This is a genomic window from Desulfurivibrio alkaliphilus AHT 2, assembly GCF_000092205.1.
Classification (GTDB): Bacteria; Desulfobacterota; Desulfobulbia; order Desulfobulbales; family Desulfurivibrionaceae; genus Desulfurivibrio; species Desulfurivibrio alkaliphilus.
Map to the genome: position 1 here is coordinate 1,109,662 of NC_014216.1, position 13,771 is coordinate 1,123,432.

13 protein-coding genes are annotated in these 13,771 nt (G+C 59.9%); 6 read left to right on the forward strand and 7 right to left on the reverse strand.

What is annotated here, in order from left to right; genetic code table 11:
* Positions 1-81: 81 nt before the first annotated feature.
* From DAAHT2_RS04700 to DAAHT2_RS04725, 6 genes are all read right to left on the reverse strand, one after another.
* Positions 82-1,272 (reverse strand): hypothetical protein, encoded by a 1,191-nt coding sequence (locus tag DAAHT2_RS04700; RefSeq protein WP_013163154.1) that lies wholly within the window; start codon positions 1,270-1,272, stop codon positions 82-84.
* Positions 1,272-1,991 (reverse strand): ABC transporter ATP-binding protein, encoded by a 720-nt coding sequence (locus DAAHT2_RS04705; RefSeq protein ID WP_013163155.1) that lies wholly within the window; start codon positions 1,989-1,991, stop codon positions 1,272-1,274. The genes DAAHT2_RS04700 and DAAHT2_RS04705 overlap by 1 nt, the downstream gene beginning before the upstream one ends.
* Positions 1,988-3,184 (reverse strand): ABC transporter permease, encoded by a 1,197-nt coding sequence (locus DAAHT2_RS04710; protein WP_013163156.1) that lies wholly within the window; start codon positions 3,182-3,184, stop codon positions 1,988-1,990. Before DAAHT2_RS04710 ends, DAAHT2_RS04705 begins: the two co-directional genes overlap by 4 nt.
* Complete coding sequence (locus DAAHT2_RS04715) at positions 3,181-3,480, reverse strand: hypothetical protein (RefSeq protein ID WP_013163157.1); 300 nt, start codon at positions 3,478-3,480, stop codon at positions 3,181-3,183. The genes DAAHT2_RS04710 and DAAHT2_RS04715 overlap by 4 nt, the downstream gene beginning before the upstream one ends.
* A 138-nt stretch (positions 3,481-3,618) precedes the next feature.
* Entirely contained in the window at positions 3,619-4,161 is a 543-nt protein-coding gene (locus DAAHT2_RS04720) for a nitrous oxide reductase accessory protein NosL (protein ID WP_013163158.1), read from the reverse strand.
* Positions 4,158-4,643, reverse strand: coding sequence for a peroxiredoxin family protein (locus DAAHT2_RS04725; RefSeq protein ID WP_218915043.1), 486 nt, complete (start codon positions 4,641-4,643; stop codon positions 4,158-4,160). Before DAAHT2_RS04725 ends, DAAHT2_RS04720 begins: the two co-directional genes overlap by 4 nt.
* Positions 4,644-4,933: 290 nt before the next feature.
* On the opposite strand from DAAHT2_RS04725, the gene DAAHT2_RS04730 reads away from it, so the two are divergent.
* The 4 genes from DAAHT2_RS04730 (at position 4,934) to DAAHT2_RS13800 (ending at position 11,507) form a co-directional block, all read left to right on the forward strand.
* Positions 4,934-6,931: a methyl-accepting chemotaxis protein gene (locus DAAHT2_RS04730; protein ID WP_013163160.1), complete on the forward strand. Its 1,998-nt coding sequence runs from the start codon at positions 4,934-4,936 to the stop codon at positions 6,929-6,931.
* Positions 6,932-7,248: 317 nt separating this feature from the next.
* Complete coding sequence (locus DAAHT2_RS04735; RefSeq protein WP_013163161.1) at positions 7,249-8,049, forward strand: oxygen-binding di-iron domain-containing protein; 801 nt, start codon at positions 7,249-7,251, stop codon at positions 8,047-8,049.
* On the forward strand, positions 8,046-9,236 hold the full coding sequence (locus tag DAAHT2_RS13795) for a sensor domain-containing diguanylate cyclase (protein WP_013163162.1): 1,191 nt from the start codon (positions 8,046-8,048) through the stop codon (positions 9,234-9,236). The genes DAAHT2_RS04735 and DAAHT2_RS13795 overlap by 4 nt, the downstream gene beginning before the upstream one ends.
* 351 nt (positions 9,237-9,587) lie before the next feature.
* The gene (locus tag DAAHT2_RS13800; RefSeq protein WP_013163163.1) at positions 9,588-11,507 is read left to right on the forward strand and encodes an ATP-binding protein; all 1,920 of its coding nucleotides are present in this window, start codon (positions 9,588-9,590) and stop codon (positions 11,505-11,507) included.
* 46 nt (positions 11,508-11,553) lie between these two features.
* Here the strand turns inward: DAAHT2_RS13800 and DAAHT2_RS04750 are convergent, their stop codons facing one another.
* A complete protein-coding gene (locus tag DAAHT2_RS04750; RefSeq protein ID WP_157861415.1) occupies positions 11,554-12,105 on the reverse strand; it encodes a helix-turn-helix domain-containing protein in 552 nt (183 codons plus the stop codon).
* Positions 12,106-13,037: 932 nt separating this feature from the next.
* On the opposite strand from DAAHT2_RS04750, the gene DAAHT2_RS04755 reads away from it, so the two are divergent.
* The gene (locus DAAHT2_RS04755) at positions 13,038-13,328 is read left to right on the forward strand and encodes a hypothetical protein (protein ID WP_041718818.1); all 291 of its coding nucleotides are present in this window, start codon (positions 13,038-13,040) and stop codon (positions 13,326-13,328) included.
* A gap of 18 nt (positions 13,329-13,346) precedes the next feature.
* Positions 13,347-13,658: a cache domain-containing protein gene (locus tag DAAHT2_RS04760; RefSeq protein ID WP_083774377.1), complete on the forward strand. Its 312-nt coding sequence runs from the start codon at positions 13,347-13,349 to the stop codon at positions 13,656-13,658.
* Positions 13,659-13,771 lie beyond the last annotated feature (113 nt).

The window sequence follows — 13,771 nt, forward strand, 5'->3', positions numbered from 1 at the left end:
TAAGTTTTTCCTGTACACCGCTCTTTTCCCACCATCAGAAACAACAGCGCAAATTACCGGATAATCATCTACCATATTCTCCTAAACTTCACCACCCATGAGCAGATAACGCACAAAATGGAAGGAGGAAAAGAGCACAAAAAGCAGCAGCAGTAGCAGCGACAGCCTCAAGGCCAGGTACTGGAAGCGCGGCGCGATCATCCCTTCCCGCCGCAGATCTTCAGCTGCCTCCTCCACAGTGAAATCTTCCCCCTCACTCTCCTTCCGTTCACCATGGCCGGCGGCGGCAAAACGGCCGGCCAGCAACCCGGCCAGCGGCACCGACAGGGCAAAAAAAGCGGCGGCCAGCAGGGTCAGGTAAATGGCAAAGCCGACATAGGCGTATTCCGGTTTGAGGATACAGAACGGACAATTGTGAAACGGCATGGCATAGATGTAAGATGACAGCACCGTGGTTATGACCAGCAGGGCCAGGGGCAGAAAAAACAGCCAGATCAAGCCGTAGACAAGCGGCAGCAACAACCCGCAACCAGTAACAGTAACCTGGGTATCAGCCGAAGCGCTTTCAGAAGAAGCCGCCCGCCGGGCTGCCGAAGGGAACCACCGGCGTGACATCTCTTGCAAACAGGTGCGCAACCGCCAGACCACGGCTCCTCCCAGCAGCATCAGCAGCAGGATCACACCATAGAACCAGGGCAGCAGCCGCTCCCCGTCCAGGGTCAGAAAAAACTGCCCGTCGCCGGCGCCGGCACTGAAGACCACGGCACAGCAGGAAACGATCACATCGGGCTGGATATTGAGCAGGTAGAGCGATTGCAGGGCGATATCGACCACCACCAGCGGCAGCAGGGCCAGCAGATAGCAATACTTGATTTTCACCAGGGGATAACGCTCGGAACTTACATCCAACCGGTGCAACACCAGCCAGAAGCCATAAAAGAATATCCCGGCCAACTTGACCAGTAGCGCGGGCAGCCCGAATTCATTGACCTGCAGAGTGCCGGTGGCACACATGGCGCCGGTGATCACCCCGGCAAAGTCGTCGGCGGCCAGCACCAGCAGTACCAGGCTGATGATCTGGATGGCCAGGGCATAGGCCACCAGGGTGGAGGAAAGCCAGATTTCATTCTCCAGGCTGAGTTGCCGCTCGTCATCGCTGGCCGGGTTCCAGTAACGCAGCACCCGCACTGCACTGCCGGCAGCCACCGTCAGCATGAACACCACCAGCAGGCTGCCCAGGCTCAGGGCCAGCGACCAGGTGTTGAGCAGCATCAACCACTCCCTCCCGAACCCGGCCCACCACGCCCCTGTCGCTGATCACTTACCCGGCCGTCATGAATCTCCACCACCCGGTCGATGGCTTGATCTTCGGCCACCAGCGGATCGTGGGAAGTAATAATGATGGTTTTGCCGGCGGCCTTGAGATCGGCCATGATCGCCATGAACTCCCGACTCAAAGCACTGTCCAGGTGGGCGGTGGGTTCGTCAGCCAGCACCAGGGGCTGGTCATTGATCAGGGCCCGGGCGATGGCCACCCGCTGCTGCTCTCCCCCGGAGAGCAGGCGGGCGGGAAAGGTTTCCCGGTGGCTGATCCCCAGGCGTTCCAGCAGCACCCCGGCCCGCCGGCGGCACTCCTGGGGGGACACCCCGAGGGGCAGCAGCGGCAGGGTGATATTGTCCCGCACACTCAAAGAGGGCAGCAGGTTGAAGCGCTGAAAGATAAAACCGATGGTCTGCCGCCGGTGCAGAGTAAGAAAACGGTCGGGCAGCCGGGCCAGTTGCCGGCCGGCAATGGCGGCCTGGCCACTGGTGGGCGCCATCACGCAACCGATAATGGCCAGCAGCGTGCTCTTGCCGGAACCGCTGGGCCCTTTCAGACAGACCATCTCACCGGCCGGCACCCGCAGGTCGGCATCTCGCAAGGCCCACACCTCGTTGGCCTTGCCCCGGTTATAAATCTTGTTAACCCGTGCCAGTTCAACCAGCATCATAATGAATCCTCCGCCGGCACTGCGGCGCAGCGCCAGGTGGGGATTACGGTGGCAGCCAGGTAAGGCAGCACGGTGAGGCTGAAGAGCAGCAACACATCCTGGGCCTCAACCCTGGGAACCAGGGCAAAGCCGGGATGAATCACCGACCAGCCCACCATCACCGGCCGGAAAAGCCCGGCATCGAAATAGACCACGTGGATGTAGGCCCCGATCAGCCCCAAAAGAAAGGCAAAGCCGGCCACCAGCAGGGCCTCCCAGCAACGCAGGGCCAGCACGTCCGGGGTCTGCCAACCAAGGATTTTCAGAATCGCCACCTCACGCCGCTCTTCCGGCGACAACCCGGAGGCCTTATCCCAGGCCAGGATGACAAAGGCGGCCAGGGCCGAGAGCAGCAGCACGGCGGCAAAGCCGCTGCGCCAACCGAACACAGCCTGGTAGGTACGCTGAATCTGTTCCCTGGTCAACACCCGGGTATCGGGCAGGGCCTCGGCAATGCGCCGGGCCATATTGTTGATTTCCGCCGGGTTATAAACATAGACACAAAGATCGGTGGCCAGGGGGGTGGGGATTTGAAACAGATCACGGGCCTGCTCAATGTCCATGGCGATCAGGTCACCGCTGAGCAGGTCACCGTCGGGATGAAAAAGGCCGCTGACGGCAAAGGTTTTCAAAGAGAGATCGGGCCTGAAAAAGGAGAAATAATCACCCTTCCCCACCGCCAACGCTTCGCTGACCAGGCTCCCCAGGGCCACCGGCGCCACTTCCCCGTCTCTCCCCGGGCCGGGAAAAGACCCCGCCGCCAGGGTCCGGTCCAGATGTTGAGCAAGGGGCATCCGCGCCGGATCCACTCCCAGGACGGTGAAATTGGCCTCCCGAATCTCGTCGAAATAATAGCCCCAAATGCGAGGCACCACCTTTTTGATACCAAAGAACCCGGCCAGTTCCTGCTCGTAGGCAAGCGGCACCGACTCCTGACGGCCGGCGGCCATCTTTTGGATGACGATATCCGGCGCCGGGGCCAGCAGCCGGGTGGCGGTTTCGGTAAGCGCGGTGGTGGCCAGATGAAAGGAGGCCACCAGGAAGATCACCCCGGCAAAGACCAGCAGCACCGCCCCATTTTTCAGGCGCCGCCGCCACAGGGAAGAGAGGGCGAAATCAAGCAGATTTAGCTGTTTAGCCAAAAAACTTTTCATGGTTGACGCCGATATGCCGGAGGCGGGGCCCAAAAGGAGCCGGTGGGAAAGTGTTCGATGGCCCCGGGATGACTCATAAAAGGAGCCAGCGGATCACTGACCGCCGGGTGCCGGGTGTAGCGGGCTTCGGTGGCCAGACAAAGATCGCTCAGCCCCAAACCGGCCGCCAGAACCGCCAGCCGCTCCCCGGCCGCCGCCTGCCGGGCCGTAAGCTCCCGCCCATGCCCCAGCAAGGCCAAGCTGAGCACCAGCAAAACCAGCAAAAACAAAGCAACCCCCCCGGCAGGACGCATCATAAACAAAACCTCCTAAAGCAACAACCATACAAGGGGTAAACGCACGGCAGTGCCGCAGGTTGCGGCAAGCGGACCGGCGCCGCGTACACTAGTACGCAAGTCGGGCCGATCGCCGCAAGATGCGGCACTGCCGTGCGTTTACCGGCGCATTTGGTGGCCGGTTCGCATGCTCTCGACTCGCTCAGGGGTGATTTCATCAAAGGTTAAAATCTCCTGCCCCTGATGATCCCGCTTAAAAGCCTCGGCGGCCTCCCGCGAGGCCAAGGGGATAAAATCGTGTCCCATGGGACTGTGCACCCGGCTGCCCACCACAAACCAGGCCCGGCGGGCCTCCACCCACTGCAACGTGTAATAATCCTTGGTCCAGATCGCCTTAACCTCGGCATCGGCCCGACCGCTGAACTTAGCCGGGCTGAAATAATAGGCCAACAGATCCTTCATGCCGTCGAAATGGTGGGCCTCACCGCCATCCAGGTGCAATTGGCTGATCCACTCCGGATAGCGGGCGACGAACATGCCGCATACCGGGCATCTTTCCCGTTGGCTGAGATTTTCCACCGGGGGCGGCAACTCCCCCGGCCCGGCTGCAAAAGCCTCATCCCCAGCCGTCCCGGCAGCCGGCAGCCACAGCAGGGCCAGCACCAAAACGGCCGCCATCAGCAAAATCACCTGTTTTCTCATTGCAGATAGCCTCCCAGCAGTCTGGCCATTTCCTCTTCACCGACCCCCCCCAGTACGGCGGTGGCCAGCTTGTGCTCGGGGTTGATGAACACCGCCTGGGGATCAAGCCTGACCCGGTATTGCTCGGCGATCCGACCACCATGATCAATGATCACCGGAAATTCAATTTCCAGGTCGGCAATAAAACGCCGGACCATCTCCTGATCTTCGTTCAAGCTGATGTAAATTACCATCAGCCCCTGGTCTTTATAGCGCCGGTAATAATCATTGAAAATCGGCGTATCGGCCCGGCAGTACTTGCAATCCACCGACCAGAAGCGCAGCACCACCGGCCCGCCGGCCAGCTCGGCCAGGCGGATGGTGTTGCCGTGCTGGTCAGTGGCGGTAAAGTCCGGAGCCGGATCTCCAAGCTGCAACCGTCGCTCGCTCTTGCCACAGGCAGCCAACAACAGCAGGAAACCAAGCAACAGGACAAACAACAAGCGGCAACAGCTCGCAACAGGCTGTTTGGCCGACTTTAAACCAGGTTGCATTACCATCATCAATAATGTCTCCAGACAGGGTTCCACAACACGAAAAAGCAAGACTAGCCGAAAGTGCTGGCCGATTCCAGAAAATTTTTTCCTGCTTGGGCAACACCTTACAAAAAAATACATAAAGATTGACATAGACAAGGCTTGTCGATATCGTAACCCAATATATATTAAAGTAGTTATCAGTAGCACGGCGGGACTGTTCAAACTAACAGGGAAGATTTGTGAGGTGAAAAACCATGGCTATATCAATCGGTAAAAAACTCAACAGTAACATTCTGTTGCTGGCCATCGTGGCCTTTGGCGCCTTCATGACTTTGGGGGTTACCGCGGTGACCACCGCCCGGGACTCCTTTATCCAGGAGAAATTTGAACAACTCTCTTCTATCCGGGAGATCAAGAAAAATCAGGTTGAAAGTTATTTTCTGGAACGCCGGGGCGACCTGGCGGTGCTGACCGGTATGATCGGCGCCCTGCGCGACAGCCTGGGGGAGGAAGGCAACGGCGCGATGCTGGCCGCCCGCTACGATGATTTCTTCACCAACTTCAAAGAGTCTTACGGTTATTACGATCTCTTCCTGATCGATCCGGAAGGACATGTTTTCTACACCGTGGAGCGGGAATCGGACTACCAGACCAACTTGATAACCGGCCTATACCGGGATTCCAACCTGGGCCAACTGGTGCGCCAGGTACGGCAAAGCGGCCGTTACGGGCTGATCGATTTCGCCCCCTACGCCCCCAGCAACGGCGAACCGGCGGCGTTCATCGCCCAGCCACTGTTGAGAAACGGCCAACTGGAGATGATCGTGGCCCTGCAATTGGCGCTGACGGACATCAACGAGATCATGCAGGAACGCACCGGCATGGGCCAAACCGGCGAGACCTACCTGGTGGGGCCGGACTACCTGATGCGCTCGGATTCCTTTCTCGATCCTCAAAATTTCTCCGTCAGCGCCTCCTTTGCCCGTCCCGACCAGGGCCGGGTGGACACCGCCGCCGCCCAAGCGGCCATCGGCGGCCAAAGCGGGGCGGAGATCGTGCTGGACTACAACGACAACCCGGTGCTGTCCGCCTACACCCCGGTACGGGTGGACGGCCTCAACTGGGCCCTGCTGGCGGAAATCGATGAACAGGAAGTACGCCACGATTCCCAGGCCGCCCGCAACCTGCTCAACCGGGTGCTGGTGATCGGCGGTTTCGCCACCCTGGCGATGATGGCGGGGATCATCATCAACTTCCTGATTGTCCGCCGGATGGTTACAGTACTCAACCGTATCAGCAGCGGCCTGCACGACGGCGCCAACCAGGTCTCGGCCTCTTCCAGCCAAGTGGCCGCCGGCGGCCAGGAACTGGCGGAAGGCGCCACCGAACAGGCGGCTTCCCTGGAGGAAACCTCCGCTTCCCTGGAAGAGATCTCTTCCATGACCCAGCAAAACGCCGAAAACGCCGGCGGCGCCGACAACCTGATGCGGGAGGCCGGGGCCGTGGTCAAGCGGGCCGGCGATTCCATGGGCGAGCTTACCAACTCCATGGCCGCCATCACCAAGGCCAGCGAAGAAACCAGCAAGATCATTAAAACCATCGACGAAATCGCCTTCCAGACCAACCTGCTGGCCTTGAACGCGGCGGTGGAAGCGGCCCGGGCCGGCGAGGCCGGGGCGGGTTTCGCGGTGGTGGCCGACGAGGTACGAAACCTGGCCATGCGTGCGGCGGAAGCGGCCCAAAACACCGCTGAGCTCATCGACAGTACAGTGCAGCAGGTCAAGGACGGGGCGGAAATCGTCGAGCGCACCAACGAGGCCTTTGGCGAGGTGGCCGGCAGCACCAGCAAGGCCGCAAGCCTGGTGGGTGAAATCGCCGCCGCTTCCAAGGAGCAGGCCGAGGGAGTAAGCCAGCTAAACAGCACCATGGGTCAGATGGACGAGGTGGTGCAGCGCACCGCCGCCAACGCCGAGGAATCGGCGGCGGCCGCCCAGCAGTTGAGCGCCATGTCCGCCCAGATGAAAGATTTCGTTGGCGAGTTGACATTCCTGGTCAACGGCGAGGCCACGGTTTCACAATCCTCCGGCTATGAAACGGGCGGGGGAGTCCGACGTCGCCCGACACCGGCCGCCCCCACTCGCCAGGCCCTGCCCACCCCGGCCCCCAAAAAGGCCAAGCCCGCCACTGCCACCGGCGGCAAAAAGGCGGAGGAAATCATCCCCTTCGACGACGATGATTTTAAGGATTTTTAAATAGCGCTGAACACTCCCGCAACCCACTCGGCAGTAGCAGTCCGCCGCCCGCAGGTATCACTTGTGGGCGGCGTTTTTTAACTAACCACCTAAGTACCAGCGGCCAAACAAAACCACCAAACACCAATGGGGCGCTGGAGGGAACCGGCCTTAACCCAGGCTCTTTTCAAAGTCATTGGTTGCTTGCTGTGGGGTGGGGATAGGGTGCCGGCAAAGCCGGTATATATTGTAGCAGTTGGTATTTTGCGGTAGTATTTGCATAGCTGAAGGTTGCCAACACCAACCTTAGACTACCTGAAACCTCTTACCGGTGCCCCATGCCCAACCATTCCGCCACCGACGGACTCCAATTACAGCATGCCCTGGACCGGATGGATCAACCCACGGCGCTGTACAAGGACGGCGAGCATGCCGTGTACTGGCTGGGAGTGCCGGAAGACACGGCCTTTCGCAGCAATATCTACCTGATCCGGGACGGCGGACATGGTTTGCTGGTGGATCCCGGCAGCCGCCACTTATTCGAGCAGGTTTACCGGCGGGTGGCGCAGATCATGCCCCCCGACTCCTTGGCGGGCATGATCATTTGCCACCAGGATCCCGATGTGGCAGCCTCCATGGGCCAGTGGTTGACCGTCAACCCGGCCATGAAGGTGCTGACCACTCCCCGCAACCAGGTCCTGCTGCCCCACTACGATCCTCCCGCCTATGAATTTTACGACGTCGAAGCCAACCCCGAATACCGGTTGCCCTCGGGCCGTTCGCTGCGCTTCATCCCCGCCCCCTTCCTCCATTTCCCCGGAGCTTTTACTACCTACCACGCCGCCGCCCGACTGCTTTTTTCCGGTGACATATGGGCGGCCATTGATCTTGACTGGCAACTGGTGGTCTCTTCTTTTGCCGAGCATATCCCGGCCCTGGATCTTTTTCACACCGAGTACATGGCTTCCAACCTGGCGGCTCGCGGCTTTGTGCAACGGTTGGACGGCCTGCCCATCGACGCCATCCTGCCCCAGCACGGTTCCCTCATCGGCCCGGCCATGGTGCCGGAAGCCCTGGAATACCTGCGCCAACTGCGCTGCGGCACCGACATCATCTACGCCGGGCTGGACCAACCATGAACGGCGAACGCGACCGCCCCCAACCGCCACATGGTTCCCAGGAGTGGCGCCTTTGCCGGCTGGAGCGGGAAAACCGCCTGCTGCGCCAGGGCATCAGCCAGGGGCAACGGATGAAAGAGCTGTGGCGCCAAGCCATGGACGACTTGCAGGCCGCCAATGATAAGCTGGCCCGGCGCAACCGACGTCTGGCCACCTTACAACAGGTGTCGGCGGCCATCAGTGCAACCATTGAGCAGGAAGAGCTGTTCCGGCACATCATCGATGCCATGGCCCGGCTGATTGACCTGGAAGGGCGATGGCCGCTGGGCATCTTCCTGGTGGAACCCGACGGCACCATGCGTTTGGCGGCCCACCGCAACGTGCCGGATCATTTCATCCTGGCCCACCAAAAAATGCGGGTCGGCGACTGCCTATGCGGGCGCGCGGCCCGGGGAGAGCTGATCATCACCCCGCGATGCCAAGCCAAAGCCTCGCGCCACATCGCCCCAGGCCCCATGCCGGAGCACGGTCACCTGCTGCTGCCGCTGTACGCCAAGGAACGGGTGGTTGGGGTGTTTTTTTATTATCTGCCCCCCGACCTGACCCTCACCAAAGCCGAGCTGGAGACCTTCCAAACGGTGAGCTACCAGCTCGGGCTGGCCATCGACAACGCCCGACTGTATGAAACGGTGCGCCGCCTCTCCATCTACGATCCTTTAACCGGCCTGTTCAACCACGGCCAGTTTTACAACCTGCTGGCAGAAGAGCTCTCCCGCCACCAACGCACCGGCCGCCCCCTTTCCCTCCTGATGCTGGATATCGACCATTTCAAGAAGGTCAATGATACCTACGGCCACCGGGCGGGGGATGCCGTTTTACAGCAACTGAGCGGGCTACTGAAAAAACAGGCCCGGGCCATCGACCGGGTCTGCCGCTACGGCGGCGAAGAACTGGCCCTGATCCTGCCGGAAACCGACCGGGAAGCGGCCCGGCAAACCGCCGAACGCCTGCGCCGGCACGTTGAAAAATGCTGTTTCGCCACCTGCGGCCAGCAAGAAATCGGGGTTACCGTAAGCATTGGAGCAGCCACCTGTCCCGATGCTGCAATCAGCGCCGAAACCCTGGTAAACGCAGCGGACCGAGCTCTCTACGCCGCCAAGCGGGCCGGCCGCAACCGGGTATGCAGCAACGGCTCCTGCGCGCGCTGAACGCCCACCACCGCCTCCACCAACACTCCAACCACACACAATTGCCACTTTATTGCCGGCTCACCCTGATGCACGGTTCGCTCTCAGCCAGCGGCGCTATCGCCATGAAGGGTCAACCAGGGCAAGGCCCCACCATTACCCTTGTGGCAACCCGCAACAAACAACAAAGAAAGTCTCGCCGCTCCCCTCTTAGTTGCCAAAGCAAGTTGACTAGCTTCACTTTTGAGCATAGAATGCCCGAAAATGAAATAACCGTTGTGCCGGGCAAACCGCAGTAATAATCGGATTGAACACGACTAACGGCACGCAATTACGACCTGGCAAAACACTGCCACCGGGCGGGGGAGTAACGTGGGGCAAACTTTTTCTGCGACGGGATTCTGCCGACAACTGGTGGATTTTTCACCGTTACTGGCACTGTTATTAAGCGTGCTCGGGGCAACATCGGCGGCCCGGGCCGAGCAGGGAATACGCATCGGTGAACTGGCCCAGCGCGGCGCGGAATATACTCCGGCCGGCTGGCAACCCGCCACCGCCGGTGGAGCCGAATACTTACCGGTCATCCTGCTAACCGGCGCTCTGTTGCTCATCTTGACCGCTGCTGCAGCCTGGCTGTTAAACCTCAACCGACATCTGCGCCGCTCCGAGAGCGACCTGCAACAGGCCAGGCACTTCCTGGAACAACGCGTGGAAGAGCGTACCGCAGAGCTTAGCCGCCTTAACCGCCTGCTGGAAGAGGAAAACCAAGCCCGCCTGGAAGCCTTGAGCCAACTGGCCGATGAACGGCAACGGCTGACGGTCACCCTGCGTTCCATCGGTGACGGGGTGATCACCACCGACACCGCCCGGCGGGTGGAACTGCTCAACGCGGTGGCGGAAGAGATGTGCGGCTGGACGGAAGAGGAGGCCCGGGGCCGCCGGCTGACCGAGGTTTTTCAGTTGATCAACCATCGCACCGGCCAGGCGGTGGTCGACCCGGTGGAAAAGGTCTTGGCCACCGGCCGGGTGGTGGAACTCGCCAACCATGTCTCTCTGGTGGCCAAAGACGGCAGCCGCCGCAGTATTGCCGACAGCGCCGCCCCGATCATCGATATCGACGGCACGATCATTGGCGCGGTGCTGGTGTTCCGCGATGTTACCGAAAAAGAACGCCTGGAGGAAGAGGCCATCCGGGCCCAGAAGATGGAGTCTCTGGGGGTTATGGCCGGTGGCATTGCCCACGACTTCAACAACGCCCTGACCGCCATCCACGGCAATGTCAGCCTGGCCCGCCTGCAACTGCCGGCCAACGGGGAAACCGCCGGGCTGCTCCAAAGTGCCGAGGTCGCCATCATGCAGGCCAGCGGCCTGGCCCGGCAGCTGCTGACTTTTGCCAAAGGCGGCAAACCGATCCGCAAGGTGGTCCCCATGGCTACCCTGATCAGGGACAGTGTCGAGATGATCCTTAGGGGCTCCGCCGTGCGGGCGGAATTCGAGCTGGCCACAGACCTCAGACCCGCCGAGGTGGATGCCGGCCAGATCACCCAAGTGCTCCAGAACCTGGCAGTCAATGCCCGCCAGGCCATGCCCGAGGGCGGAGTCCTGCAGGTGAAAGCCGATAACCACCAGGGGCCACCGCCTGATCCGGCAATCCCGCACTGGCTGTGCCTGATCATCAGCGATCAGGGTCCGGGCATTCCCCCTGAACTCCAGGAAAGGGTTTTCGACCCTTATTTCACCACCAAAGAGGGTGGCAATGGACTGGGGCTGGCGATCTGCCAAGCCATTGTCAGCAAGCACAACGGCACCATCAAGGCCACCGCAAGCGCTGGCGGCGGCACCGAGTTTACCATCCTGCTGCCCGCCACCGACATGGACCCGGAGAGGACGGTGCTGGCGGTCAGGCACCGGGTACCGCCGGCCCGAATCCTGTTGATGGACGACGACCCCATGGTGGCCGATGTCATCCGCCGATCTCTGGAAAACCTGGGCCACTTGGTGGTCACCGTGGGGGAAGGGGCGGCGGCCATCTCCGCCTGGCGCCAGGCCAGAGAAGAAGGTCAGCCATTCCAGTGGGGACTGCTGGACCTGACAGTGTCCGGGGCCATGGGCGGCGTCAAGGCCGCCGCCGAAATCCGCCACCTGGACCATCAGGCGAGACTGATCGTACTCAGCGGCTACAGCGACGACCAGGTGCTGACCGATCCCTCCCGTTACGGTTTCCAGGGCGGCCTGGTAAAACCTTGCACCATCGGGGATCTGGAGACCATGGTGGGCAACGCCGCTTTCTAAAAGCAAGCGATCACGGGGCCCGAGAGCCGGTCGCCTCCACGCCCCTTCAATCCCGCTTCAGCCAAGCCAATTCACGCTCCATCTCCTCCAGCCGGGCCTGAATCTCGCCGTTGAGGCGCCGGGTTTTTTCAGCCCGGACGAGCAATTCATGCAGTTCACTCCAGGCCCGCAGGTTGGCGCTGACCACCCGTAGCAAAACCGGGTGCTCGGTTTGATGAATCCTACGCAGGATCGTCGCCATCTCGGGCCAAGCCGGAATTTTATGATCATCCCCGGTGCCCGCAATTCCGGGGTTGTCGCCGTCATTGCCGCCGCCGACCGCCAACTTTGCCGACCGCCGCAGCTCCCGGCCATCGGAAACACCCGGCAATTCGCCGCAAACACACTCACGCCCGGTGAGCAACCAGTCTAAAGAAACCCCGGTGGCGGCGGCAATCCGCAACAGGGTATCGGTTTTAGGCATGGAGCCGTTACTCCAGATGCGGGCAAAGGTAGCCGAAGAAAGACCGACCCTTTTGGCCCAGGCATAAGGTTTTTCATGGCCAATCACCAAGCCGAGGCGCTCTTTAAAACCGCTTGTGTCTTTTTTCTTGTCCACCCAGCACCCCCTTTGGCAACCATTGTAAATTTCCACTTCCCCCGCCAAACGATACCGCTTAGCCCATCTGGCAGGAAACGGGTGGTGGCCGGATATTTGCCACCCTTGGGTGTTTGCTGGTGTTCTTGCTGGTCAACCTGGCCCGATCACGAACACAAAATGACCGAAACCGGAGCTTGAAAGTGTGTAGGAGTAGCTGTGCTGAGGGAGGGGTAAAAAAAACTGGGCTTTTATTTCCCCCCGGAATCATGGATCTCTCGGCTAGTGTCGGCAGGGGCTGGCGGTATTTTCATCATAATTATTACATTTCCGACTTCCGAACAATCAAACCGCCCAGCGGCTGCCCACTAGGCCTGCAACCGGGCAATTCGACCCTAATAATTCCAGCGTAGCAAAACCTGGTAAGGCGAGCAATGAAAGAAAGCGGCAATTAATCAGAAAAATCGGCTTTTTGGCTTGTCGACAAAAACTTTTGGGGGCAATATATGCAACATAACTTACTGAAACACGATATAAACCTCGTCGTCCGCCAGGTTTTTCTTTTCCGAAGCAGCTGGGTGCCCAACAATCGATATACCGGGACGAAGGAGTAGAAATCATCTGCCTGCGCTAATGGCAGCCCGAAAACGCCACCTTCTATAAAAGATATTTGCCATTGAGCACCTTTGCACCCGATGCCAACATATTGGCACAGCTTGACAAAACGTCGCACCCGCTGCCACAATGTGGTTATCGTTTTCTCGACAGGCACCCTGCCGAGCCCCCTCCACCCGCAAAAAATAAATATTGTCGCTCTGGCATGCAATTTGTGCTCAGCAACAATGGCCAAAGGGTACCGAGAATCATCAGTTGCGTTTGACGGTTTTGAAAAAAAATGAGATTTTCTTTATAAGGCTCCCAAAAGATTCAACCCAATCGAGGAGGACCTGAAAATGGCAAATGGCTTCAACTTTTCCCTAAAGCAAAAAATGCTCATCCCTCTTCCGGCCTCGGTGCTTATTTCCGCCTTACTGGCCCCCTTGGTTAAGCGGGAGCTGGACCGGCTTAGCGGCAGTTTCAAAGAGAACACAGCTACCGACAAACAGGGAGAGGTGGAGCGGGCCGTGGCTCGAGCCGGCCAGGATGCTATAGAGAAAGCCACGGTTTTTACCCGCCTGCCGGAGGTTTTAGGAGCCTACGCCATTGCCCATCAGGGCAACATCGATAACCCCGATGATCCTTAAGCCCAAGAAGCTCGGGAAATGCTGCGCCGGCAACTGGGAGAAGCGATGCATGGCTTCAGCGACGCCGCCGGCGCGCCCATGCAGTTGCATTTTCAACTGCCCAATGGCCGTAGCCTGGTACGGATGTGGCGGGAGCGGCAAATCCAGCGGGATGGCGCCTGGGTGGATATATCCGATGATATTTCCGTTTTTCGCCCCACGGTGATGGAGGTTAACCGCAGCGGACGGCCGGTTACCGGCATTGAAGTGGGCCGGGGCGGTTTTGTGGTCCGGGGGGTGACCCCCCTCCGTTCCCCCGATGGCCGCTTTTCCGGTTCAAGATTACCGTGACCAGCAGATCGTAGTCATGGTCTTTGCCAGCGATACCACGGCGGTGGAAGACAGCATACGTAACGTCTTTTTTATTCTGGGCGGCATGGGTATATGCGGTTGCAGCCGGGTCG

Excerpts from the sequence above, each read along its gene's own strand:
- DAAHT2_RS04705 (WP_013163155.1), bottom strand. The coding sequence starts at position 1,991 with ATGATGCTGGTTGAACTGGCACGGGTTAACAAGATTTATAACCGGGGC.
- DAAHT2_RS13795 (WP_013163162.1), top strand. The coding sequence starts at position 8,046 with ATGAACGGCGAACGCGACCGCCCCCAACCGCCACATGGTTCCCAGGAG.
- DAAHT2_RS04755 (WP_041718818.1), top strand. The coding sequence starts at position 13,038 with ATGGCAAATGGCTTCAACTTTTCCCTAAAGCAAAAAATGCTCATCCCT.
- DAAHT2_RS04715 (WP_013163157.1), bottom strand. The coding sequence starts at position 3,480 with ATGATGCGTCCTGCCGGGGGGGTTGCTTTGTTTTTGCTGGTTTTGCTG.
- DAAHT2_RS04735 (WP_013163161.1), top strand. The coding sequence starts at position 7,249 with ATGCCCAACCATTCCGCCACCGACGGACTCCAATTACAGCATGCCCTG.
- DAAHT2_RS04700 (WP_013163154.1), bottom strand. The coding sequence starts at position 1,272 with ATGCTGCTCAACACCTGGTCGCTGGCCCTGAGCCTGGGCAGCCTGCTG.
- DAAHT2_RS04760 (WP_083774377.1), top strand. The coding sequence starts at position 13,347 with ATGCTGCGCCGGCAACTGGGAGAAGCGATGCATGGCTTCAGCGACGCC.
- DAAHT2_RS04720 (WP_013163158.1), bottom strand. The coding sequence starts at position 4,161 with ATGAGAAAACAGGTGATTTTGCTGATGGCGGCCGTTTTGGTGCTGGCC.
- DAAHT2_RS04710 (WP_013163156.1), bottom strand. The coding sequence starts at position 3,184 with ATGAAAAGTTTTTTGGCTAAACAGCTAAATCTGCTTGATTTCGCCCTC.
- DAAHT2_RS04730 (WP_013163160.1), top strand. The coding sequence starts at position 4,934 with ATGGCTATATCAATCGGTAAAAAACTCAACAGTAACATTCTGTTGCTG.